This window comes from Kitasatospora sp. NPDC015120 (assembly GCF_043080305.1).
Taxonomy (GTDB): domain Bacteria; phylum Actinomycetota; class Actinomycetes; order Streptomycetales; family Streptomycetaceae; genus Kitasatospora.
This window is the reverse complement of record NZ_JBIBVJ010000004.1, coordinates 369,493-391,753: the sequence shown is the minus strand read 5'-3', so window position 1 is coordinate 391,753 and position 22,261 is coordinate 369,493. Positions and strand designations below refer to the sequence as shown.

Annotated in this window: 19 protein-coding genes; 10 read left to right on the top strand and 9 right to left on the bottom strand. The window is 76.8% G+C overall.

Features of this window, described 5'->3' with window-relative positions:
* Positions 1–138: 138 nt before the first annotated feature.
* Entirely contained in the window at positions 139–1,041 is a 903-nt protein-coding gene (locus tag ACF1AK_RS13445) for a hypothetical protein (protein ID WP_391498928.1), read from the bottom strand.
* A gap of 366 nt (positions 1,042–1,407) precedes the next feature.
* On the opposite strand from ACF1AK_RS13445, the gene ACF1AK_RS13440 reads away from it, so the two are divergent.
* The 3 genes from ACF1AK_RS13440 (at position 1,408) to ACF1AK_RS13430 (ending at position 4,020) form a co-directional block, all read left to right on the top strand.
* Positions 1,408–1,839 carry a pyridoxamine 5'-phosphate oxidase family protein gene (locus ACF1AK_RS13440; RefSeq protein ID WP_391498927.1) on the top strand — a complete coding sequence of 144 codons (432 nt, stop codon included), beginning with the start codon at positions 1,408–1,410 and terminating at the stop codon, positions 1,837–1,839.
* A 214-nt stretch (positions 1,840–2,053) separates the two neighbouring features.
* Complete coding sequence (locus ACF1AK_RS13435) at positions 2,054–2,506, top strand: MaoC family dehydratase (protein ID WP_391498926.1); 453 nt, start codon at positions 2,054–2,056, stop codon at positions 2,504–2,506.
* A gap of 299 nt (positions 2,507–2,805) precedes the next feature.
* Complete coding sequence (locus ACF1AK_RS13430; RefSeq protein WP_391499061.1) at positions 2,806–4,020, top strand: MBL fold metallo-hydrolase; 1,215 nt, start codon at positions 2,806–2,808, stop codon at positions 4,018–4,020.
* 5 nt (positions 4,021–4,025) lie between these two features.
* Here the strand turns inward: ACF1AK_RS13430 and ACF1AK_RS13425 are convergent, their stop codons facing one another.
* The 4 genes from ACF1AK_RS13425 to ACF1AK_RS13410 all read right to left on the bottom strand — a co-directional run bounded on the left by ACF1AK_RS13425 (position 4,026) and on the right by ACF1AK_RS13410 (position 9,262).
* Positions 4,026–4,382, bottom strand: a complete 357-nt coding sequence (locus tag ACF1AK_RS13425) for a hypothetical protein (RefSeq protein ID WP_380297056.1) — start codon at positions 4,380–4,382, stop codon at positions 4,026–4,028.
* A gap of 56 nt (positions 4,383–4,438) precedes the next feature.
* A complete protein-coding gene (locus ACF1AK_RS13420) occupies positions 4,439–4,963 on the bottom strand; it encodes a TetR/AcrR family transcriptional regulator (protein WP_391498925.1) in 525 nt (174 codons plus the stop codon).
* 145 nt (positions 4,964–5,108) lie between these two features.
* Positions 5,109–7,856: a DUF6493 family protein gene (locus ACF1AK_RS13415; RefSeq protein ID WP_391498924.1), complete on the bottom strand. Its 2,748-nt coding sequence runs from the start codon at positions 7,854–7,856 to the stop codon at positions 5,109–5,111.
* A complete protein-coding gene (locus ACF1AK_RS13410; protein WP_391498923.1) occupies positions 7,853–9,262 on the bottom strand; it encodes a winged helix-turn-helix transcriptional regulator in 1,410 nt (469 codons plus the stop codon). The genes ACF1AK_RS13415 and ACF1AK_RS13410 overlap by 4 nt, the downstream gene beginning before the upstream one ends.
* 147 nt (positions 9,263–9,409) lie before the next feature.
* Here ACF1AK_RS13410 and ACF1AK_RS13405 point away from each other — a divergent pair, with 147 nt between their 5' ends.
* Positions 9,410–10,318 (top strand): acyl-CoA thioesterase, encoded by a 909-nt coding sequence (locus tag ACF1AK_RS13405; protein ID WP_391498922.1) that lies wholly within the window; start codon positions 9,410–9,412, stop codon positions 10,316–10,318.
* 149 nt (positions 10,319–10,467) lie between these two features.
* Positions 10,468–11,121 (top strand): TetR/AcrR family transcriptional regulator, encoded by a 654-nt coding sequence (locus tag ACF1AK_RS13400; protein ID WP_391498921.1) that lies wholly within the window; start codon positions 10,468–10,470, stop codon positions 11,119–11,121.
* Between the two features lie 28 nt (positions 11,122–11,149).
* Here the strand turns inward: ACF1AK_RS13400 and ACF1AK_RS13395 are convergent, their stop codons facing one another.
* Positions 11,150–12,499, bottom strand: a complete 1,350-nt coding sequence (locus ACF1AK_RS13395; RefSeq protein WP_391498920.1) for a sulfite oxidase — start codon at positions 12,497–12,499, stop codon at positions 11,150–11,152.
* Positions 12,500–12,864: 365 nt separating this feature from the next.
* On the opposite strand from ACF1AK_RS13395, the gene ACF1AK_RS13390 reads away from it, so the two are divergent.
* The 4 genes from ACF1AK_RS13390 to ACF1AK_RS13375 all read left to right on the top strand — a co-directional run bounded on the left by ACF1AK_RS13390 (position 12,865) and on the right by ACF1AK_RS13375 (position 16,284).
* Positions 12,865–13,710, top strand: a complete 846-nt coding sequence (locus ACF1AK_RS13390; RefSeq protein WP_391498919.1) for an alpha/beta fold hydrolase — start codon at positions 12,865–12,867, stop codon at positions 13,708–13,710.
* 80 nt (positions 13,711–13,790) lie between these two features.
* On the top strand, positions 13,791–14,165 hold the full coding sequence (locus tag ACF1AK_RS13385; protein ID WP_391498918.1) for a MerR family transcriptional regulator: 375 nt from the start codon (positions 13,791–13,793) through the stop codon (positions 14,163–14,165).
* A gap of 140 nt (positions 14,166–14,305) precedes the next feature.
* Positions 14,306–15,949, top strand: a complete 1,644-nt coding sequence (locus ACF1AK_RS13380) for a BCCT family transporter (RefSeq protein ID WP_391498917.1) — start codon at positions 14,306–14,308, stop codon at positions 15,947–15,949.
* A gap of 149 nt (positions 15,950–16,098) precedes the next feature.
* Complete coding sequence (locus ACF1AK_RS13375; RefSeq protein WP_391498916.1) at positions 16,099–16,284, top strand: hypothetical protein; 186 nt, start codon at positions 16,099–16,101, stop codon at positions 16,282–16,284.
* Between the two features lie 1,348 nt (positions 16,285–17,632).
* Here the strand turns inward: ACF1AK_RS13375 and ACF1AK_RS13370 are convergent.
* A complete protein-coding gene (locus tag ACF1AK_RS13370; protein ID WP_391498915.1) occupies positions 17,633–19,387 on the bottom strand; it encodes a DUF2398 family protein in 1,755 nt (584 codons plus the stop codon).
* Between the two features lie 268 nt (positions 19,388–19,655).
* Here ACF1AK_RS13370 and ACF1AK_RS13365 point away from each other — a divergent pair, with 268 nt between their 5' ends.
* A complete protein-coding gene (locus ACF1AK_RS13365) occupies positions 19,656–20,414 on the top strand; it encodes a lysoplasmalogenase (protein ID WP_391498914.1) in 759 nt (252 codons plus the stop codon).
* Between the two features lie 109 nt (positions 20,415–20,523).
* On the opposite strand, the gene ACF1AK_RS13360 is transcribed toward ACF1AK_RS13365, so the two are convergent.
* Both ACF1AK_RS13360 and ACF1AK_RS13355 read right to left on the bottom strand, forming a co-directional pair.
* Positions 20,524–21,180 carry a hypothetical protein gene (locus tag ACF1AK_RS13360; protein ID WP_391498913.1) on the bottom strand — a complete coding sequence of 219 codons (657 nt, stop codon included), beginning with the start codon at positions 21,178–21,180 and terminating at the stop codon, positions 20,524–20,526.
* Positions 21,181–21,359: 179 nt separating this feature from the next.
* Positions 21,360–22,163 carry an exodeoxyribonuclease III gene (locus ACF1AK_RS13355; RefSeq protein ID WP_391498912.1) on the bottom strand — a complete coding sequence of 268 codons (804 nt, stop codon included), beginning with the start codon at positions 22,161–22,163 and terminating at the stop codon, positions 21,360–21,362.
* Positions 22,164–22,261 lie beyond the last annotated feature (98 nt).

The window sequence follows — 22,261 nt, the reverse complement described above, 5'->3', positions numbered from 1 at the left end:
CGCCCCACCTCGTCGCAGCCGACCCCGGGTGTGGACCGGGGCCGCCAGAAGAATTCCGCCGTCCCGCCGGTGTTCCCCCGCGGGCATCGATTCTTCGCCAAACCGGCCCTTCACGGCAACACCCGGGGGCTCCTGACCTTACGCGGAAGGCGGATCCGTCGGGGCACTTTCCCGCCACAGCACGGCCAACAGTTCCTCGGAAAGCGACAATCCGACCAATGCCCCCCGAACCGCCGCCCGATTGCGCATCAGAAGGCGCCCGCCCTCCGGCGGGACGAGCAGGCGCACACCCGGCGCGTCGGGCTGGTTCGACGGCGCACCTGCGCCGCTCGCCTCGTGCGGGGCGCCACCGTCGAGCAGCGCGCCGACGGCCGGCTGCAGTTCGTGCGGTCCCACCGCCGCGGGCGCGCCCGGGACGCCCCGGCCCAGCACGGTGGTGAGCGCCTGGCTGAACGAGCCGGGGCCGCCCGGCAGGACGGCGTCCCGGCCGCGCCGGCCCGGGGTGTAGCGGCCGGGCGCGTGGCGGCCGATCCGGCCCCAGAGCGGGACGCGCGAATAGCTGAGCAGTTCACCCGCGCCGTCCTCGCCGCCGCCGCGCTCCAGCACCGCCCAGGTGTCCTTGTCGGCGACCGCGTCGACCAGCAGCAGCGCCTCCTCCTGGTCGCCGTGCACCATGGCGCTGACCACCCAGTCCCAGGCCAGCCCGCGCCGGTAGGCGTTGTCGGCGGTGGAGCCCGCCGTCACCAGGGCGAGCCGGCGCCCGCGCGGGTCGGCCACCAACTGGCCCACCAGGCAGACCAGCAGCCAGCGGCCCGGACGGGCGGCCGCCTCCCGGACGGCGGTGAGCATGGTGTTGGCGTCCGCGCCCGGCTCGACGACGGTGACCCGGCTGGCGCCCGCGCCGGCGTCGAAGCACATCCCCGGCAGGACCTCGGCCAGCAACCGGGCGCCCTCGGCCGCCTGCGCGGACCCGCCGAAGGCGCGGTCCGGCCCGCCGTCCGCCCCGATGACCACCAGATCGACCCCACGTGTCACCCGCACCGCCCCCTCCTGCCCGGCCCCGGACTCCCAGGGCCGCCGAACCGTTACGCCGTCCGCTCCGGCCCGCCGCGCAGGCCCTCCGCCGTCTCCGGCGGCGCCGTCCGGCTCCCGGCACGCCCGGCGCGCCCCGGTGCCACCGCCGGGCAGGCTACCGCCCCGTGCCGTCACCGTCGGGCCCCCGGCCGCGTTCCGGGGCCGGATTCCCGCACCCGGACGCCTCCGCCACGCCCGCCCGGCGGGCTTCCTCCGCCGTCCGTGCGCACCGCCGGCGCCCCTCCCGCGGCGCCGGAGGACGGCCGCAAGACCCTGTCGCCCAGGGACCATGGGCCCTGTCGGCCCGTGCGCGGGAGGGGGACCATCGGACCCATGGACCGTGACGACCCACTGGAGGAACTCGGCGCGGACACGTGCCTGCGCCTGCTCAGCACCGTGCCCGTCGGACGCGTGGTGTACACCGAGCACGCGCTGCCGGCCGTCCTGCCCGTCTCCTTCGAGGTCGCGCCGGACGGGCGCCTGCTGCTGGCCGTGCGCCGGGGCAGTGCAACCGCGCGCGGGTTGGACGGCACCGTCGTCGCCTTCCAGGCCGACCAGCTGGACCCGGTCACCCGCACCGGCTGGAGCGTGCTGGTGCACGGCCGGGCGGACGTCCTGCGCGACCCGGAGCAGGTCCGCCGCGCGCTGCGCTCGGGCCTGCGGCCGTGGGTGGGCGACCCGGACCCGATGGTCGTCTCCCTGGTGCCCGAACTGATCAGCGGCCGCCGGCTGACCGCGGCCGGCCGGCCCGTCCCGCACTGCTGAGGCCCGGTCCCCGCGCGCGGGGACCGGTGACGGCCGCGCGCCCCGGCGGGGGCCGTACCCGGGGCCCGGCGACGGCCGCGGCCGGCCGGCCACCGCCCCGGTGGTCCCCGGTCACGGGAACCCCCTGACAGGTGACCGGCGAGTAGGCATACTCGGCGGGGTTCGCAGCAGCACCGCGCACCGCCGACCGTCCCGCCTGCCCCAGGAGCGCCCCGTGACGACCTTCGCCTCCCTCGCCGAGCTGACCGCCGCCGTCGGCACCGAACTGGGCACCAGTCAGTGGCACACCGTCGACCAGGCCCGGATCGACCTGTTCGCCGAGGCGACCGGCGACCACCAGTGGATCCACGTCGACCCGCAGCGGGCGAAGGAGAGCCAGTTCGGCTCGACCATCGCGCACGGCTACCTCACGATGTCGATGATCCCGGTGCTGGCCAAGGAGTGCTACGGCGTCGAGGGCGTGCGGATGGCCCTCAACTACGGCTCGGAGAAGGTCCGCTTCCCCGCCCCGCTGCCGGTGGGCACGGCGATCCGGGCGAAGGCCGAGCTGGTCTCCGCCACCGAGGTCCCGGGGGGCGTGCAGGCGGTGGTCCGGTTCACCATCACCAGCGCGGAGAGCGCCAAGCCGCACTGCGTCGCCGAGACGATCACCCGTTTCTACGCCTGATCACGGGGGAAGGCCCCTGGTCGGCGGACGGCGGCCGCCGCTCGCCGGGTCCGGAAGGCCGAGCACGAGTAGTCTCCGACGAGACGGTCGTCGTACCGGGTCGGCGCTCCGGCCGGCGGTAGGCGGCCCCGGCATGCCAGCTCTCCTTCGCCGCCCCTGGAGGTGCCGTGCCCCGCCCAGCCGCCCCGTGGTACTCCCGCGCCCTCGGCCTCTCCTCGGCCCTGTCCTCGGCCCTGTCCTCGGCCCTGGCCTCCGCCGCGTCCGCCGCCGCGTCCGCCGCCCTCGGCACACCGCCCGGCCTGGCCGGACTGCCCCGGGCGGCCTGGCACCGGGTCCGCACGGACGCCTTCGGCGCCGAGCCGCGCGGCGAACGGCTGGCCCGGATCCACCGCTCCCGCCAGTTCACCGGCGGCGCCTTCCGCAACCCCGTGCCGACCCGCCGGCTGGTCTCCGCGCGCAGCCCGCTGGAGATCGCCCGCGCCCAGCTGGCGGCCGACCGCGCCCGGCGCACGCCGGCCGCCGCCGTACCGCTGCACCGGCTGCTCCCGGCCGACCTCGCCGCGCCGCCCGCCTCCGGGCTGCGGCTCACCTGGCTCGGCCACGCCACCGTGCTCGCCGAGATCGGCGGCCGCCGGGTGCTGTTCGACCCGGTCTGGGGCGAGCGCTGCTCACCGTTCTCCTGGACCGGCCCCAAGCGGCTCCACCCGGTGCCGCTGCCGCTCGCCGAACTCGGTCCGGTCGACGTGGTCGTCGTCTCCCACGACCACTACGACCACCTCGACATGGCCACGATCCGGGCGCTGACCGGCAGCGGCGCGGTCTTCGCGGTACCGCTCGGCGTCGGGGCGCACCTGGAGCACTGGGGGGTGCCGGCCGGCCGGATCGTCGAACTCGACTGGTGGGAGTCGGCCGAGGTGGCGGGCCTGACGCTGACCGCCACCCCCGCCCGCCACTACTGCAGCCGCGGCCCGCGCACCAGCCCGCTGTTCCTCTGGGCGTCCTGGGTGGTGGCCGGCGGCGGGCGCACGGTGTTCCACAGCGGGGACACCGGCTACTTCGCCGGCTTCGCCGAGATCGGCCGCCGGCTCGGCCCCTTCGACGCGACGATGATGCAGGTCGGCGCGTACAGCGACTTCTGGCCGGACGTCCACATGACGCCCGAGGAGGGCGTGCGGGCCCATCTGGACCTGCGCGGCGACCTGCTGCTGCCCATCCACTGGTGCACCTTCAACCTCGCCCCGCACCCGTGGGAGGAGCCCGCCGAACGGGTGGCCGCCGCCGCGCGGGCGCACGGCGCCCGGCTGGCGGTGCCCCGGCCCGGCAAGCCCTTCGAGCCGGCCGGGGCGCCCGCGCTGCGGCGCTGGTGGCGGGCGGTGGCCGCACCGCCCCGGGACGGCGCGCCGCTGGTGGTGCCGGACGGCGCGGCCGGTCAGGACGACGCGGACGACCGGGCCGCCGCCGACGGGTCGCGCCCCCGGGCGGCGGCCGGGGGCGGCGACGGCGTGCCGGTCTGAGGCGCTCAGGCGGGCCGCTTGGCGTGCTCGACGAGGTCGACGGTGGCGCGCGGGTCGTCGACCTCCACGATCAGCCGGCTGTAGCGCTCGTCGGCGAGCTCGATCACCACGGCCTTGGCGGGGTTCTTGACGTCCCAGAACACCCACTCGCCGCCCGAGCGGAAGGTCCCGGCGGTGATCACTCCCGGGAAGTGCGTGCCGCCGACCTTGATCCCCTTGGGCTCCCGGAGGATCCCGGGGTCGACGGTCGCGCCCCGGACGTTGCCGAGCGGGATCTCGATCCGGCTGCGGACCGCCCAGAGCCGGTCGAGGCCCTCGATCTCGACGACGAGGGTCTGGTCGGTGATGCTGACACGGGCCATGGAACTGTTTCCTCCCACTGGTGGATGATGTGCGGTGGAGCGGTGCTGACCGGGCGTCAGCCGAGGCGTTCGGCGAAGGCGAGCACGGCGTCGGCCGGCGGGCCGTCAAGGCCGGCGCGGGCGCGCAGCCGCAGGCCGAGGACGGTCGCGGCGAGCACCCCGGCGCCGTCGGCCCCGGCGCCGGTCACCTGCGCGACCGCGCCGTCCAGCGCGGCCATCCCCTCGGCGACCAGCGCCCCGGCCTCCGGGTCGCTCCCGGCCCGCTCCACGGCGGCCGACAGCAGCAACCCGGCCGCCGGGCCGCCGTCGAACGCGGCCACCGCCTGGGCCAGCAGCGCGGCGAGCCCCTCGGCCTCCCGGAGTGCCGCCGCGAGCGGCAGCACCTCCTCGTCGAGGTGGCGGCGCAGCGCGGCGAGGTAGAGCCCGCGTTTGCTCCCGAACACCTTGTAGAGGCTCCCCCGGTGCACACCGAGCCCGGTGACGAGATCGTCCACCGAGGTCCCCTCGTACCCGCGCACGGCGAACAACTCCGCCGCCGTGCGCACTGCCTGCTCCTCGTCGAAGGCGCGTGGTCTTCCCATGGGCAGGACTCTAGGAGTTGAAGAACGATCAGTCAAGAACGACCGTTCTCAAACCCCCGCCGCCACTCCGTGCGAAGCGCGAGGTGCGGAACCCGAGGCGCGGAAACCCGGGGCGCGGAACCCGGGCCGGGGTCAGGGGCCGGGATCAGGGGGTGGCGAGGAGGGCGTGGAGGGCGCGGGCCTCCTTGACGAGACGGCCGGTGCCGGAGCGGGCGGCGACGGCGGCGAGTCCGGGGACCGGGCCGCGGGCGGCGCTGCGCCGGGCGGTGTCGTTGGCGAGGGCGAGGAGGTCCGCGGTGCCGCGCGGGGACTCGCCGGTGAGCAGGGACGGGAGGGCGGCGGACAGCACGGACCAGACGGTGGCGTGGGCGCCGGTGTCGGCGGCGCTGGTCAGGGACCGGACGAGGCGGTTGGGCTTCACGGTGCCGAGCGCCACCAGCTCGCCCAGCTCCCGGCCGAGCAGGGCGCCGTCGAGGTCACCGCGGGCGGCGAGCACGAGCAGGGCGTCCACGGCGGCGGCGCGGTCCTCGGGGTGGCGGGCGCCCAGGCCGTAGGCGAGGGCGAGGTGGAGGGCGAGCCCGGCCGGGCCGCCGGCCTCGGCGAGCACGACCAGCATCCGGGCCGTGCCGCGCCGCTCGCGGTCGGCGCAGTCGGCGAACCGGTCCAGCCAGCGGGCGGCCAGCTCCTCGCGGTGGTGCGGGAGCATCGCGGCCCAGTGCACGGTGGGCTCCCGGAGCCAGTCGTCCGACCGGCGGACCCGGGCCACGCTGGGCTCGGTGCTCTCCAGCAGCACCCGGAAGTCGGCGGCCAGCCGCTCGTGCGCCGGGCCGGCCGGCCCGCCGGTGCCGCGCTGGGTGACCGCGATCCGCTTGAGGTCCTCCCACCAGCGCTCCCAGTAGCGCCGCTTGCTCTCGTAGCCGGCGCCGGGGGCGAAGAGCACCCGCTCCGAGCCCTGGGCCGGCAGGCCGCCCTCGTGCAGCCAGGCCGCCGCCCACCGGCCGGCCGCCGAGGTGAGCCGGCCGGCCGCCGCCCGGACCGCCGGGTCCGCCGTCGGGGCGACCCGCAGCAGCGCGGCGCTCAGGTCGGCCGGACCGGCCGCCGCGCCGAGCGCCTCGTAACGGGCGAGGCGCTCGACCAGCGTGCTCGCGGCGATCGCGCCGGTCGCGTCGGTCGGCGTGGCCAGCAGGAACGGCGGGGTGTCGGTGGTGACCCGCTCGGCGGCCTCGCAGATCCGGGCGGCCAGCACATTGCCGTACTCGGTGTTGTGGGTGCCGCGCAGCGGGTTGCGGCCCTTGCGGAAGACGGCGCCGGGCCGGTGCGGCTCGGCCTTCCCGGCGACCACGGCGGCCAGGTACAGCACCTCGCCCGGGCCGCAGTCCCGCCAGCGGCCGGCCTCCTGCCACGGGTTGCTCCGCAGCACCGGCTCCAGCGCCTGCGCCAGCGCCGCCCGGCCGCGGCGGGCGTGCCGGACCAGGCCGTCCAGGACCCGTTCGAAGACCGCGACGCCGGGCTGCGCGGAGGCCAGCAGTACGGCGAGTTCCTCGGCGACCTCCGCCGTGGTGGCGAGCGGTTCGCCGAGCGGGGCGGGCACCGGGACCGGCGGCAGCAGTTCGTCCCAGGCGGTGTCGTCCCCGCCCGAGCCGGCCACGGGTGCGCCGAACAGCTCCCCGGCCCGGGCGTGGTGGGCGGGGTTGAGCGCCTCGGCGGCGAGCAGCAGCTCCGGCAGCACGGCCTCCCCGGCGGCCTTGAGCCGGCGGGCGACCACGTTGAGCGCGCGCTCCTGGACAGCGCCGTCGGGGTGGCCGAAGGCCCCGGCGGCGGCCAGCACCACCGCGCCCGACCGCTCGGGCGAGCGCCGGGCGGCCTGCTCCAGCCAGGCGAGCTGGGCCCGCACCAGCTTCTTCTCACTGCGGAACAGCACCACGGCCGAGGCCTCGACGACCACCTCCGGCTCGGTCAGCCCGGCCTCGTCCAGCCCGGCGAGCACCTGCTGGGCGTGGCCGGCCACCGCCGACTGGCCGTCGAGCAGCGCCAGCAGGTCGCGCACCCGGGCCGCGTACTGCGCCGGGGCGGGCGCGAGCGCGAGCAGCACGGCGAGGAACGCGCGCTGGTCGGCGGCCTTGCCGCCGCGCACCAGCCGGCCGAGGCAGAGGTCGATCAGCTCCTCGTGCCCGATGGGCCCGGATGCGGCGAGTCCGGCGATCGCCTCCGGCCAGTTGTCACCCGAACGGGTGGTGTAGGTGGCGTTCAGCGGCCAGGCGACATCGTCCAGTTCGAACACCCGGGGCAGCAGCACCGGGGTGAAGGTGTCCGTCCGCAGCCGCTCCAGCAGGGTGGCGGCGGTGCCCCGCCGGCCGTTCTCCGCCCCGGCGGCCGAGCGCAGCCACTCGGTGACGAAGTCGTCGGAGGCCGGGACCGTGCAACCGGTGCGCCGCACCACCCGCTCGATCAGCGGGTAGAGGTCCCAGCTCCAGCCGGAACCGCGCCTGGCGGCGAGCCGGGCGACCACCTCGGTCTGCCACTCCACCGGCTGGGCCTCGACGACGTCGGCCAGGGCGGGGTGGCGGGCCCAGGAGCGTCCGGAGAAGTCCCGGGCGCCGATCCAGGTGGCGGCGCCCGCCGCGCCGAGGTGGCAGCCGGCGCCGGCCACCAGCAGCGCGCCCATCCGCCGGTTGGCCTCCTGGGACCAGTCGCCGCGGGTGGTCCGGCGCAGTTCCTTGAGCTCCGGGACGCAGGCGCGCCGCTCGGCCGGGCCGAGGGCGGCCAGCAGCCCCGGCAGCTGTCCGGTCTCGCCCTCGCGGACCGCCGCCAGCAGGGCCTTCATCGCGTCCGTCAGGGCCAGCACCGGCCGCGCCTTCCCGGCCTTCGCGCTCTTCACGGTTCCGGTGTTCATCGCGCCGCCTCCTGTGCCGGTCCGGCCGCCGTGCCCTGCGCCCGCGCCTCGCGGACCATGCCGACCGCGAGCACGTGCTTGCACGGCCCGCGCCCGCCCCGGTACTTCGCCCACCACAGGCAGGTGCAGCCGACCGCGCCGGCCGCGTCCGTGCGCACCCGCTGGACGTGGTCGTCCACCGTGACGACCGCCGTCCCGCCGCCGTCCTCCAGCCGCACCGCCCCGGCCGCGACCAGCGCGCGGGCCGCCTTCAGCCGTGGATTGGCCGCCTCCGCGCGCCCCGCGTCGTACGGGAGCTGACGGTGGAAGTACGCGGCCTCCGCCGCGTCGTAGCCGATCTGCCCGGCCGTGCCGAGCCGGGTGAGCGCGGCCCGCACCCGGGCCGGGGTGAGCCCGGACTGCTCGGCCAGCTCGGCGATCTCGATCCGCGGCTCCCAGGCGAGCAGCGCCGACACCAGGTCGGCGTCCTGCTCGGCGGTGCCGGTGGCGAGCGCGCCGAGCACCCCGCCCTCGCCGCTGAAGCCCCGGGAGGCGTCCGGCGAGAGGGTGAGGGTCAGCCGCATCCCGGGCAGCTCGACCTCCCAGGCGGAGGCCGCCGGGCCGGCCGCGGTGACCGGCGGGCCGTAGACCCGCAGCGCCCGCGCGTGCCGCAGCACCCGCTGCAGGGCGGACAGCCGCTCGGGCCCGGGCAGGCAGACCGCGCCGGGCACCGGCCGGGTGGTGGGCCGCAGCGTGCGCCCGGCGGGGACGACCCACTGGGCGGTCCGCGCCCCGGCCCGGCCCCCGCCGCGCGGCAGCGAGCGCAGGAAGCGGACCGCCTCGGCGGCGGACAGCTCGGCGCGCAGGTCGAAGCCGGCGGCGGTGACCTGGGTCTCGGCGAACCCGCGCAGCCAGCGCTCGGGCAGCGGGACCTTCTTCTCGACGACCGGGCCGTCGAAGGTGGTGACCTCCAGGGCGTCCGGGCCGACGGCGAGGTGCAGCGGCTCGGCGGGGCCGATCCGGGTGAGCGCCTCGCGCAGCGGGTTGTTGACGTCGACGTTGGTGGTGCCGTGGCCGATCTCGTCGCCGTCCAGGCCCGCGGCGAGCACGTCGAGCCGGGCGTAGACGCCGCAGCAGCCGGAGAAGGACTCGAAGCGCAGCCGGTCGCCGTTGGCGGTGACCACCGGGTCGAGCGAGGCGCGCAGCTGGGGCTGGTAGTAGCGGGCGGCGGCGACGTCGGCGACGGCGAGCAGCGCGGCGGCGGCCGGCGCGGGCTCGGCCAGGAAGCCCGCGAAGAAGCGCGGGTGGGCGGCCGCCCCGAGCGGGGTGGCGCCGCCGGAGGTCTCCAGGGCGAGGCTCCGGCCGGCCTCGCCGCCGAGGACGGCGGACGGGCGCAGATAGGCGTACGCGTGTGCGGATTGCGACATGCCGAGCACGTTAGGTCGGGGCACTGACAGCAGGCCCCCGGCCACCCGCCCGCCTTCGAATTCTGGAACACGTTCTAGCAAGCGTGTTCGCCCTCCGGGTTACCCAGGTCACACCGGAGCCCGGCCCGGGTCTGCCAGTATGGGCCTGTGACAGAGCTGACCGAACAGGACAGGCGGGCCACCGGCACGGTCGGCCCGTTCGCCGAGCTGCTGCGGATCGAGCACCTCGACGAGAACACGTTCCGCGGCCACTGCCACGCCGGTGCGCCGATGCGCGCGTTCGGCGGGCACGTCGCCGCGCAGGCCCTGCTGGCGGCCGGGCGGACGGTCGGCGCGGACCGCTCGGTGCACTCGCTGCACGGCTACTTCCTGACGCCGGGCGACCCGGGCCGCCCCATCGAGTACCGGGTCGACCGGGTCCGCCAGGGCACCTCCTACGCCACCCGGCGGGTGACCGCCGTCCAGCGGGGCGAGGACGTCTTCAGCCTCTCCGCCTCCTTCAAGCGCCCCGAGCCCGCCGCCGACCGGCACCGGGAGGTGCCGCGGCTGCCCGGCCCCGAGGAACTGCCGGACGCCCTCTCGCTCTGGGACGACGCGGCCCGCGCCGCGCTGGCCGACAGCGGCTTCGGCGACCTGGAGCTGCGCTTCGTCCCCGCGGACGCGCCGGAGGTGCCGCCGGCCGTCCCGGGCATGCCCCAGCAGTTCGTCTGGCTGCGCACCGGCTCGCCGCTGCCTCCCGACGACCCGCTGCTGCACGTCTGCGCGCTCACCTACCTGTCGGACCTCACGCTCGCCTCGACGGCCGGGCTGCACGTCCAGCCGAACTTCTTCCAGCGCACCGAGGCGCCCCGGCTGCTGATGGCCTCGCTGGACCACGCGATGTGGTTCCACCGGCCCTTCCGGGCCGACGAGTGGCTGCTGTTCGCGCAGCGCAGCCCGTCCTCCTCGGACGGCCGCGGCCTGGCGCTGGGCGAGTTCTACGACCGCTCGGGCCGGCTGGTGGCCTCCGCCGTCCAGGAGGCGCTGATCCGCGAACGGCTGGCCAGCCCGCGCTGAGGCGTGCCCCGGCCACCTCGTGCGCACCCGTCCGGCCCCGTCCGCCCGACCGCCGCCGCCCCCGTCACCACCCGGTGGCCGGGGGGCGAACGGCGGGAGGCCGGACGGCGTCATATTCCTGAGCGGCCCCGCCCCGTATCATGGTGCGGGTGACCAAGGTTGACCTGTCACCACGACCGGTGGAGGCGATGTCTCCGCGTCAGCTCGAACGCCGCGAAAGCCTGATCGCGTCCGCGCTCGCCCTGGTGAACGAGATCGGCGTCGAGCGGCTGCAGATGAAGCAGGTCTGCGAGCGCTCCGGAGTCGCCCTGGGGACGGCGTACCGCTACTTCTCCTCCAAGGACCACCTGCTGGCGGCGGCGATCGCCGAGTGGCACCGGCTGCTGCTGGCCGACCTGGTGGCGGAGCTGCGCGGACCGCGCGCCGGCCTGGGCGCCACCGACCGGGTGGCGCGGTTCGTGCGCGGCGGCATGCGGGCCTACCAGCGCCAGCCCGAGCTGGCCAGACTGCGGGTCGCCGTCGCCGCCTCCACGGACCCCTTCGCCAGCGAGGCGCTGCAGGGCATGGCCCGGGCCGACAGCACCGCGCTCCAGGCGGTGATGGCCGACGAAGTGCCGGCCGCCGCGAGCGACCTCGTGCGGCACATCGTCGGCCACGCCTGGCAGGGCGAACTGACCGCCTGGGTGACCGGGCGCACCACGCTCGGCGACGCCCGCCGGCGGCTGGAGGACGTGGTGCGGCTGGTGCTGACCCCGTACGAGACCGCCTACCCGGCCCCGTACGAGGTCCCGTCCAACGCCTGACGGCGGGGCGGGCGCGACCGCCCCGCGCTCAGACCGCGGTCACGGGGTGGACCACCACCGCGTCGAAGAGGTAGCCCTCGCGGTTGAACACCGCCACCTCGGGCTGGGTCCTGCCCCGGCGGTCGGTCGCCCGCGCCCGCAGCTCGTACGGGCCGGGCCGCTCCGGGCGCCAGTCGAAGCTCCAGCGCGTCCAGTCGCCGTACCGCGGCTCGTCGCGCAGCTCGGCGGGGCGCCACCGCCGACCGCCGTCGACCGACACCTCGACCCGGCGGACCGGCGCCGCGCCCGACCACGAGCGGCCGTGCAGCCGGTGCGCGCGGCCGGCCGGCAGGACGGCGTCCCGGGCCAGCTCGAAGGCGCTCTTCACCACCTGGGTGGTGAGCGGCGCACTGCCGCCGGGCGGGTAGTCGGGGCCGAACAGGCGGTAGGAGTCGGTGTTCCACGGCGAGGACAGCGGCCGGTCCGCGACCTCGACGGTGCCGACCCACTTGATCGAGGCGATCCCGACCCACCCCGGCACCACCACCCGCACCGGTGCGCCGTGATCGGGCGTCAGCGGCTCGCCGTTCATCTCGTAGGCGAGCAGCACGTCGTCCAGCGCCTTGGCGACCGGCAGCGGGCGGCGGACCCGGCCCAGACTCACACCGCCGACGACCGGCTCCGGATCGAGGCCCGCCGGCATCACGTCCACCGCCTGCGGCGTCAGGCCCGCCCGGCGCAGCACCTCCGCCAGCCGCACCCCGCGCCAGCGGGCCGAGCCGATCCCGCCGAGCGTCCACGGTGTGCCGGGCACGCTCTGGTGCTGCTGACCGGTGAAGAAGCTGCGGCCGTTGCCCGCGCACTCGATCAGCGCGGTGGTGGTGTGGGCGGGCAGGGCGCGCAGGTCCGCGAGCGAGAACTCGACCGGGCGCTCGGCGGTCGGGGCACCGCGCAGGCCGGTGCCGAAGAGCCGGAGCCGCCAGGTGCCCGCGTCGATCAGCGGGGTGCTGGTGTGGTTGCGGACGAAGAACCGCTCCACCGGGACGTGCCGCCCCACCGGTGTGCCGTCCGGGCCGGCGCGCAGCGCGTCGAAGCGCATCTCGGCGTTGGTCCCGCGCGGCACGAACCACTCGGCGGGCAGCGGTTTGACGATCCCGGGCACCGGCCCGGCGGCGGGGAGGACCGGGGCTGCCGGGGTGGCGGGCGCGGCGGGGGCTGGTGCGGCGGGGACGGGTGCGGCGGGGGCGGCGGACGCGCGCTGCGTGCCGGTCAGGGCGCCGACGGCCGGGGCGGCAGCACCGGCGGCGGCGAGCAGACGCAGCAGCTCACGGCGTTCGAGGCCCCGGCGGCGGCCGCCCGGCCGCTCGTGGACGGTTTCCGAGGGGATGTCGGCGGACATCGGCACACTCCCGTTCGAGTCAGGGTGGTGGGTCCTGGGTCATCCGTGCGGTCACGCCGCGGACGGACGGCGGCGGCGAAGAGCTCAGCGGCAGCAGCGGCGGCCGTGGTGGCCGTGGTGGCGCAGACAGCGACAACACCGGCCGCGACGGGAGAGGACGGGCGCACCACCGGCGCCGGCGACGGCCGCGGGCCGCCCGGCGGGTATCGCGGCGCGCGCTCCCCCGGTCACGGGTCGGATCCTAGGGCCACCGCGAACCCCGCGTCAGGCGAACCGGGACTTGACCCTCACACCGGTGTCAACTCCTACCGTGCGGAGCGGGCCGGCCGACCGCCGGTCCCCGACCACCCCGCAGGAGCGCCGTCATGACCACCACGCCCGTCCTCACGCCCGCCCCCGCCGCCGCCGCGCCGCTCGCCCGCACCGTCCGCGGCAGCGGCCCCGGGCTGCTGCTCGCCCACGGTGCGGGCGGCAGCGCCCACGACAACTGGGGCCCGCTGCTCGACGACCTCGCCGCCCACCGCACCGTCATCGCCCCCGACTACCCGGGCTCCGGGGACAGCCCCGACGAACCCGGCACGCCGCACTCGCTCGACGAACTGGCCGACCGCCTGGTGGCCGCCGCCGACGAGGCCGGGCGGCCCGGCTTCGACCTCGCCGGCTACTCGCTCGGCGCCGCCGTCGCCGTCCGCATCGCCACCCGCCACCCCGGCCGGGTCCGCTCGCTGCTGCTGCTCGCCGGGGTGGCCGGCGGCTCGCAGCGCCTCCGGCTGCTCGCCGGCCAGGCCGTCGCCCTCACCGGGCACCCCGCGCTGTGGGCCGACCACAGCCTGGCCACCGCCTTCGGCCGCACCTGGGTGGACGCCCTGCCCCCCGAGCAGTTCGCCGGGCTGCGGGCCGCCCTGGCCGCCACGCCGGTCCCGGCGGGCTTCCGCTGGCAGTTCGAGCTCGCCGCCCGCGCGGACGTGCGTGCCGAACTGGCGCGGATCACCGTGCCCACCCTGGTCGTCTCCACCACCGAGGACGGCCTGGTCACGCCGGAGCAGCACCGCGCCCTGGCGCAGGGCATCCCCGGCGCGCGGCTGGCCGAGCTGTCGGCCGGCCACCTGCCGATGGTGGAGCGGCTGCCCGAGCTGCGGGACCTGATGGTGGGCTTCCTGACGGGCGCCGACGCCTCCCGGCCGGCCGTCTCCCGGACGGCCGCCGCCTAGCGCGGGTTCGGCGGCCGTCCGGGGCCGGTCCGGCCCCGCGGGACGGGAACACCCCGCCGGGCGGGGACGTTCGTCCGGGCATGCGCATCGGAGAACTCGCCCGTCTGACCGGGGTGTCCACCCGCCTGCTGCGGTACTACGAGGAACAGGGCCTGCTCGAACCCACCCGCTCGGCCGGCGGCTACCGCGAGTACGACCAGGGCGACACCGTCCGCGTCCGCCAGATCCGCAGCCTGCTCGCGGCGGGCCTCTCCACCCGGGTGATCGCCCAGATCCTCCCCTGCGCAACCGGCCCGGTCCCCGCCCTGGAGGCCTGCCCCGACCTGCTCGGCACCCTCCGCGGCGAACTGGCCGAGCTCGACGCCCGCATCGACGAGCTGACCCGCAGCCGGCGCGCCCTGGCCGGCTACCTGGACGCCGCCGTGCCCTCGTCCCGCCCGTACGCGGCCGCCTGACGCCCGCCCAGGTCGCGCCTTCCCGGCGCGCCCTGCCCTCTCTCCCGGCAAGAACTGGACATAGTACGACATGTATCACGATTCCGATCATGTCGTCGACGCCCGCCGTCGGACCGCCAGGACGCCGCGAGAGGTACCCCATGACCAGTCAGCCGCCCGAGCCGCCGGACGAACCCGCCGCCACCCTCCCCCTCGACCGGGTCGTGTTCGGAGTCGGCGCGGTCGCGGTGCTCGGGGTCGTGGCCTGGGGCGTCTTCGCCGAGGACTCCCTCGGCCGGACCTCCAGCACCGCCCTCGGCTGGGTGCTGCACAACTTCGGCTGGCTCTTCGTCGCCGCCGCCGACGTCTTCCTCGTCCTCACCGTCGTGCTCGCCTTCAGCCGGTTCGGCCGGATCCGGCTCGGACGCGACGACGACGAACCGGAGTTCTCCACCACCGCCTGGGTCGCCATGATGTTCAGCGCCGGCATGGGCATCGGCCTGATGTTCTACGGCGTCGGCGAACCGCTCCAGCTGTTCGCCGCCCCGCAGCCCGGCTCCGGCCTCGAACCCGAGTCCGCGGCCGCCGCCCGGCAGGCACTGGAGTTCTCGCTCTTCCACTGGACCCTGCACCCCTGGGCGATCTACGCCGTCGGCGGCCTCGCGCTCGCCTACACCACCTTCCGCAAGGGCCGCGGCAACCGGATCTCCGCCGCGTTCGTCCCGCTGATCGGCGAACACGGCGCCAACGGCTGGAAGGGCCGGGCGATCGACCTGCTCGCCGTGTTCGCGACCGTCTTCGGCTCCGCCACCAGCCTCGGCCTCGGCGCCCTCCAGGTGGCCGACGGCCTCGGCTACGTCTCCGACGTCAACAACAGCGAGCGTACCCAGCTGGTCATCATCGGCGCGCTGACCGCCGCCTTCGTGCTCTCCGCCTTCTCCGGCGTGCACCGGGGCGTCAAGTGGCTCTCCACCGCCAACGTGGTGCTGGCCTCGCTGATCATGGTCTTCGTCTTCCTCGTCGGCCCGACCGTCTTCGTGCTGGACGCCATCCCCTCGACCGTCGGCGGCTACCTCTCCAACCTGACCGTCATGTCCACCCAGACCGGCGCCTTCACCGACGAGGACTGGCTCGGCACCTGGACCATCTTCTACTGGGCGTGGTGGCTCTCCTGGGCGCCGTTCGTCGGCACCTTCATCGCCCGGATCTCGCGCGGCCGCACCGTGCGGCAGTTCCTCATCGGCGTGCTGCTGGTGCCCAGCGGGGCCACCGTCATCTGGTTCTGCGTGATGGGCGGCACCGCGATCCGGCTGGACACCACCGGCGCCGCCGACCTCGTCGCCACCATCCCGCAGGGCGCCGAGGCCTCGCTCTTCGAGATGCTGCGCGCCCTCCCGGGCGGCACGGTGACCAGCGTGGTCGCGGTGCTGCTGGTGATGACCTTCTTCATCACCAGCGCCGACTCCGCCTCGCTGGTGCTCGGCTCGCTCTCCAGCCGCGGTTCGCTGCACCCGCGCACCTGGCTGGTGGTGGTCTGGGGCGTGCTGATGGGCGGCGTCGCCGCCGCACTGCTGCTGGCGGGCGGGCTCACCGCGCTGCAGAACGCCACCATCCTGGTCGCGCTGCCGTTCGTCGCGGTGATGCTGATGCTGTGCGTCGCCCTGGTGAAGGAACTGCGCGCCGACCCGTCCGCCGGGCCCTCCCGCTTCCACCCCGCGCACGGCCTGCGGGACGCCGTCCGGGTCGCCGTCGGCGAGGCCCTGGCCGATGTCCGCCGGGGCAACCGGCGTCCTCCGAACGGGTGAAACCCCCGCCCTCCGGGGACCGCCCGACGGCCCTCCCCGGAGGGCGTGACCTGCGGCGTTGCACATATCGCCCAAGCCGACGCCGATCCCCCATCCGGACTTCACCCGCACGTAGCGACCGTTCACACCGGCCTGGAAACCTCCGTGCCATGAACGCCAACCCTCCGGCGACCCTCCAGGATCCGCGCTTCCCCCTGCCCCAGCGCCACCGCCGCCTCCTGGCCAGCGCCGCCGTCCTCGCCTCCATCGCCCTGGGCACCCTGGGCGTCGGCGCCACCGTCGAAACCGTCCAGCACGGCACCATGGCCACCACCGCGGCCACCGTGCGGAGGTAGCCGCGGGGGGCACCCGGCAGTGACGCCGAGGGCCTGGCCGAAACCGCGAGCGTGCGGCAGGCGCACGCCGTCGAGGCCGGGACCACGGCGCCGGGACGCCGAGGAGGGCGCCCACCCTCCGGCCCCCGCCTGCGGGCGGCGCGGCTGGGACCACCGGCGGCCATCGGGCCAGGGGCAAGCCCCACAGCGGAGTGTGCGCGGGTTGGCCGGCCCAGGGGCAGCGGGGCGGAGCCAGAACGACGGCGACCCACCCGGCACCACCCGCCGAAGCCAGGAACAAGGCCCCAACGGGCTGCGGGCCCGCCCCGAGGGCAGCGGAGACGGAGCCAAGGCGACGGCGGCGGAGCAAGCGCCCTCCACCACCAACCAGAACCATGGGCAAGCCCCACAGCGGACTCCTCGCCCACTCGCGCCAAGCAGTCCGGCCGGAACGAGGGCGGCGAAACAGGCACGACCCACCTCCAGCAGAGGCCAGGGGCGGGGCCGGCAGCGGCTCCCGGCCCGCCCGGGACCGGCAGGTAGGTAGGCCAGCCCAGGGGCGAGCGGGGGTGGGGCCGATACGACGGCGGCGCGCCAAGCACCGCCCACCACCAGGGCCCGAGGCAGGGCCCGCAGCGAGCCCCGGGGCGAGCGGGTCGGCCGGCCCAGGAGGTAGCGAGGGCGGAGCCCGACGCAGCAGGCACCATCAAGGGCAAGCCCCGCAACGGACTCCAGACCAGCCCAACATCAAGCAGCCCGGCCGGCCAGGCACCCCACCACCAGCCAGGGCCAGAGGCGAGGCTCGCAGCGGGCCCCCGGACGAGCGGTTGGGCCGGCCCACGGGGCAGCGAGAGGCGACCGGACAAGCCCCGCAACGGTCTCCAGACCAGCCCAATGCCAAGCAGCCCGGCCAAGACGACGGCAGCGCGGCCAGGCACCGCCCGCCACCCGCAAGGGCTTAAAGGCAGGCCCCCCAGCGCGCCGGCCGGCCGCGCGTCGGCGGGCTCGGCGGCGGGCTGCCAGTCGACGCGGTAGCGCCAGGCGTCGAGCTCCCGGCCGGACAGGTCGGGGAGCACGGCCGGCCGCACCCGGCCCCAGGCCGGGACCCGCTGCCAGTCGACCTCGGCGCCGCGGGTGTAGGCCTCCGCGAGGGAGGTCAGGAAGCGCCCGGGGCCGCCGTCGTTCCGGCGCAGCGTGCCCAGCGCGCTCGCGTCGGCGCCGGCCTGCTCGACGGTCGCCTCGATCGCCGAGGTGCCCCCCGGACGAGCGGTTGGCCGGCCCGTGGGGCCGCGCGGGTGGGAGCCGACGCGGCAGGCACCGCCGGCAGCGGCCGGGGCGGGGCCCGCGGCCGGCTTCGGGCGGGGCCGGGTCAGGCGGGTTGGCCGGCGCGGGGGGCGGGTCGGGAGTGGCGGCCGGTGCCGGGGGTGGGGAGGAGGTCGGGGGCCGGGGCGTAGCGGGCGGCGGGGGCGCGCAGGAGCCAGCCGGAGGGGCGGGTGGCGATCAGGCCCATGCGGTGGAGCAGGTCGAGGGCGTCGCGGCGCAGGGCGGTGCGGTCGGCGAGGTAGTCGCGGCGCCAGCCGGCCGGGAGGCCGTACTCGTCGGCGATGTCCCCCAGCACGCCGTCTATCAGCGCGTCCGGGACGGGCACGTCGGCGCCGGTGGTCTCGCCGGGCAGCGGGCGGACCTCCTCGACCAGGCGCTCGACCAGCAGCAGCGCCGCCTGGGCGGCCGTTCCGCCGCCGGACAGGGCGAGGTCGGTGAGCTCCTCCGCCGGGTCGAGGAGCGCGACGCCCTCGGCCCGGTGCTCGGCCTCCAGGCCGAGGAAGTCGGCGAGCGCGGCGGGGCCGGAGTGCCGGTGGTCGCGCAGCCAGGCGCGCTGGTCCTCGGGCAGGTCGGCGGCCAGGACGGCCGGGCTCTCGGCGAGGCGGCGGCGGACGGCGGTGCCGGGTTCGGCCTCGGCGGCGCGGCGGACGAGGTCGGCGGCGCCGTCGGCGAGCGCGGGCGGGCCGGCCGGGACGGCGCGGGCGAGCTCCCGGTCGACCGTCAGGACGGCGGAGGCGTCCGCGAGGTCGGCGGGGACGTCGGTGAGCACCTGCCAGTCGGCGAGCACGGCGAACGCCATGGCGAGGTCGGCGGGGTCGGCGGGTGCGGGCTCGGCGGCGTTCATCGCGGTCAGCAGCGCGCCGAGCGGGAGCTGTTCGGGCGCGTCGACGAGCAGCGACAGGGCGAGGGCGAGCCTGGCGTAGCCGCCGGGAGTGAACGGGGCGCCGGTGGCGGGGTGTTCGAGGCGGCGGACGGCGCCGGGCCCGGGGCCGGCCTTGTGCAGCCGGGCGTGCCAGGGGCCGACGACCAGCGGGTAGCCGAGCAGGGTGTCGAAGCGTTCGGTGAGCCAGTCGCGGTGACGGCGGATCAGCGGGAAGCCGTCGGCGTGCGGCCCGGAGGCGGTGACCAGCGGGTGGGCGAGGAGCAGCCGGGCGGCGATCCGGCGTTCGGCGGCGGTCGTGGCGCCGGAACGGTCCTGCGGTACGACGGCGGCGGCGGAGCGGGAGTGTTCGGGCCTGCGGTGCCGGCCGGGCGTGCCGGGCTTGGCGCCCGAGAGGACGACGGGCAGGGCGGCGGCGTCACGGCGGGCGCGGCGCAGGCCCGGGGCGGTGCGCGGTTCGCGGGTGCGCAGCGGCGCGGGGGTGTGCGCGGTGGGGCCGTGCCACCAGCTGACCTCGGGGCCGGACGGCGCGGCGGGGGCGCCGAAGTGACGGGCCGGGTAGAGGCCGAAGGAGGCCGCGCAGAGGTCGTCGGCGGCGCCGGGGCCGGCCTCGGCGAACCAGCGCGCGAGCCGGAGCAGCCCCGGGTCGGGCGAGAGGCCGGACGGCGGTTCGGAGCAGGACTCGGAGCAGGACTCGGACCGGGATCCGGACCGGGATCCGGACGAGGGTTGGGACGGGAGGCCGGGCGAGGGTTCCTGCGGGGCGTCAGCTCCGGCCGCGGTGGCGGGCCCGGGGCCGCGAGCGGGTTCGCGTACGGCGAGGACGGCGCCGGTGGTGCTGCGCCCCGCCCCGCCCGTGCGTCCGTCCGACGTGCCACCGGCTGTCCGCGCGGCGCCGGTCGCGTACTCCTGCTGCTCCATGTCGGGGACCAGACTAGACGCTGGACGCGGCCCCCGCTGGCAGCCGCCCGGGGCGCGGCGACATCCGGCCGGACCGGCGGCCGGACATCCGGGCGGGCGGCCGGACGGTGAGCGGGCGCCGGCCCGGCGGCACGTCACCCCGGGCGCCCGCCGGGGCCTACGCACCGGTAACAATCTCTTCCGTGCCACCGCCCCGGTCCCCTATCGTGCCCGCACGGGCCGTCCGCCCCACCACCCTCTCCCCCACCCACCCGGAGGACACCGCCCCATGAGCATCCGTACGACCACCCGCGCCGTTCTCGGCGGCCGGCTGCGCTCGGCCTCCGGCCTGCTCGCCGGCTTCGCCGCCACCTCGGCGGCCCATCTGGGGGCGCTGCTGACCGACGTTCCGGCGCTGCGGCACGCCACCAAGCCGGCGTTGATGCCGCTGCTGGCCGCGCACAGCGTCGTCAGCGCCACCGCGGCCGGGCGGCGGGCGCCGAAGCTGCTGGCGCCGGCCCTGCTGGCCAGCGCGGGCGGGGACGTGCTGCTCCAGCTCGGCTCGGACCCCGCGTTCCTGGCCGGAATGGGCTCGTTCGCGGCGGCGCACGTCTGCTACGTGACGATGTTCGTCGGCCAGGGCGCGCTGACGGAGCGGCGCCGCACGCTGCTGGTCGCGGCCGCGTACGCGGCGGCCTGGGCCTCGATGGTGGGCCTGCTCTGGCCGGATCTCGGGGACCTGCGGATCCCGGTGGCCGGGTACAGCCTGCTGCTCGCCTCGACGGCGGTGACCTCGGCCGGGCTGGGGGTGCGGACCGGGCTGGGCGGGGCGCTGTTCCTGCTCTCGGACACGCTGATCGCCACCAAGCTGGCGCACTGGCGGGAGCTGCCGGGCCACGATTTCTGGATCATGGCGACGTACATCCTGGCCCAGTACCTGCTGGCGACCGGTGCCCTGCGGGCCGCCGGGGCCGAGGAGGTCACGGAGGCGCAGGACGGGAGGAAGCCGCACGACGCCTCGGCGGTCCCGGCCGACAGCACGGCCTGACCTCCGGAGCACCCGGCCCCCGGCGCACCCGGCCGGCCACCCGCCCGGCCCGCCGACCGCACGGAGGTGCCGCCGGACGACGAACCGTCCGGCGGCACCCTCCCCCGGCTCAGGCGGACCCGGTGCCCGCGCGCCGCCGCAGCAGCCAGAAACCGCCGACGCCGCCCACGACCAGCAGCGCGCCACCCGCCAGCTCCGCGGGGTTCGCCGCGATCGAGCCGCCGAGACCGGTCCTCACCGCGCCGTGCGGGGCGACCTGCTGGCTGCCGGCACCGGACTGCCCGAGGGAGCCCGCCCACTCCCCGGCCGCCTCGCTCCACCCGCCGATGCCGGAGGGCGCGGAACCCGCGGCACCGGCCCCCGCACCGGCGCCTGCACCGGCCCCCGCGCCCACGCCCGTGGACACCGAGACCGTGGTCACCGTGACGCTGGTGGCGAAGGCGGCACCGTCCGGGCAGGTCCCGTCGACCTTGTTGTCGCCCCCGTACTTGCCGGCCAGCCGGGCGGAGCCGGTGTGCTTGCCGTCCGAGCCGAGCGTCAGGGTGGCGGGGCCGCCCTCGAAGGCCGGCGAGTTGGCGGTGATCGTCTTGGCGGTGGGCTTGTCGGACTTCTCACAGGCGACCGTGACCGTCACGGTCTGGCCCGGTGCGGCCTGGGACGGGCTGACCGAGGCGGCGCCGTCCTTGGCCAGCGCGAGGGGGGCCGTCAGGCCGGTCAGCAGCGTCGCGCCGATCAGGGCGGCGGCGGCCGTACGCGTGGGGCGCATACCGGAACCTCCGGGATTCTCTCGGGCGCGGCCGGGGACTCCTACGTCCACGTGATCGAACAACCACACCCGGTCACCCACCGACGGTAGGCACCCGCCGCCCGCCCGGCCACCGCTCTGGCCCGTTCGGGCGAGCCGCCGCCACCCTGCGTCACCGCCCGCCGCCGGCGGGCCGGCGCTCAGAGGTCCAGGTCGACGACGACCGGCGCGTGGTCCGAGGTGCCCTTGCCCTTGCGCGCCTCACGATCGACATAGCTGTCGGTGACGGCGTCCACGAAGGGCTTGTTGGCGTAGGTGAGGTCGATCCGCATGCCCCGGTTCTTCGGGAAGGCCAGCTGGCGGTAGTCCCAGTAGGTGTAGGGGCGGTCGTACTTCAGCGGGCGCGGCACCACGTCGTGCAGCCCGGCCGCGTCGAGGGCGGCGAGGGCGGCCCGCTCGGCGGGGGTGACGTGGGTGAGGCCCTCGAAGGCCGCCACGTCGAAGACGTCCTCGTCGCTCGGCGCGATGTTGAAGTCGCCGAGGACGGCGAACGGGCGCTCGCCGGCCGCGTCCTCCAGCGAGGCGCGGCGCAGCGCCTCCAGCCACTCCAGCTTGTAGCGGTAGTGGGCGTGGTCGACCTCGCGGCCGTTGGGCACGTAGACCGACCAGACCCGGACCGGGCCGCAGGTGGCGGCGATGGCGCGCGGCTCGACGTCGGGCAGCAGGGCGTCGTCGGCGAGGTAGCCCGGCTGCTCGGGCAGGTCGCGGACGACGTCGTCGAGACCAATCCGGGAGACGATCGCCACGCCGTTCCACCGGCCGGTGCCGTGCGCGGCGGTCTCGTAGCCGAGCTCGCGCACCGGCTCGTAGGGGAAGGCGTCGGCGGCGCACTTGAGCTCCTGGAGGCAGAGCACGTCGGGCTTGGCGCTCTCCAGCCATTCGAGGAGCTTGGGCAGCCGCGCGGTGACGGAGTTGATGTTCCAGGTGGCGATGCGGACGGTCACGGCGGGCGGCCTTCCCGGTGGCGGTTCAGGTACGGGTGCGGGGTGGGCGCCCCGGCGGCCGCAGTGGCCCCGGTGGACGCCCACCCCGAATCTACCGA

Bases quoted from the DNA above. Each gene is read 5' to 3' on its own strand.
- ACF1AK_RS13395 (WP_391498920.1), bottom strand. From the start codon at position 12,499: ATGTCCGCCGACATCCCCTCGGAAACCGTCCACGAGCGGCCGGGCGGC.
- ACF1AK_RS13365 (WP_391498914.1), top strand. From the start codon at position 19,656: ATGAGCATCCGTACGACCACCCGCGCCGTTCTCGGCGGCCGGCTGCGC.
- ACF1AK_RS13420 (WP_391498925.1), bottom strand. From the start codon at position 4,963: ATGGGAAGACCACGCGCCTTCGACGAGGAGCAGGCAGTGCGCACGGCG.
- ACF1AK_RS13385 (WP_391498918.1), top strand. From the start codon at position 13,791: ATGCGCATCGGAGAACTCGCCCGTCTGACCGGGGTGTCCACCCGCCTG.
- ACF1AK_RS13425 (WP_380297056.1), bottom strand. From the start codon at position 4,382: ATGGCCCGTGTCAGCATCACCGACCAGACCCTCGTCGTCGAGATCGAG.
- ACF1AK_RS13380 (WP_391498917.1), top strand. From the start codon at position 14,306: ATGACCAGTCAGCCGCCCGAGCCGCCGGACGAACCCGCCGCCACCCTC.
- ACF1AK_RS13360 (WP_391498913.1), bottom strand. From the start codon at position 21,180: ATGCGCCCCACGCGTACGGCCGCCGCCGCCCTGATCGGCGCGACGCTG.
- ACF1AK_RS13415 (WP_391498924.1), bottom strand. From the start codon at position 7,856: ATGAACACCGGAACCGTGAAGAGCGCGAAGGCCGGGAAGGCGCGGCCG.
- ACF1AK_RS13440 (WP_391498927.1), top strand. From the start codon at position 1,408: ATGGACCGTGACGACCCACTGGAGGAACTCGGCGCGGACACGTGCCTG.
- ACF1AK_RS13410 (WP_391498923.1), bottom strand. From the start codon at position 9,262: ATGTCGCAATCCGCACACGCGTACGCCTATCTGCGCCCGTCCGCCGTC.
- ACF1AK_RS13375 (WP_391498916.1), top strand. From the start codon at position 16,099: ATGAACGCCAACCCTCCGGCGACCCTCCAGGATCCGCGCTTCCCCCTG.
- ACF1AK_RS13370 (WP_391498915.1), bottom strand. From the start codon at position 19,387: ATGGAGCAGCAGGAGTACGCGACCGGCGCCGCGCGGACAGCCGGTGGC.
- ACF1AK_RS13390 (WP_391498919.1), top strand. From the start codon at position 12,865: ATGACCACCACGCCCGTCCTCACGCCCGCCCCCGCCGCCGCCGCGCCG.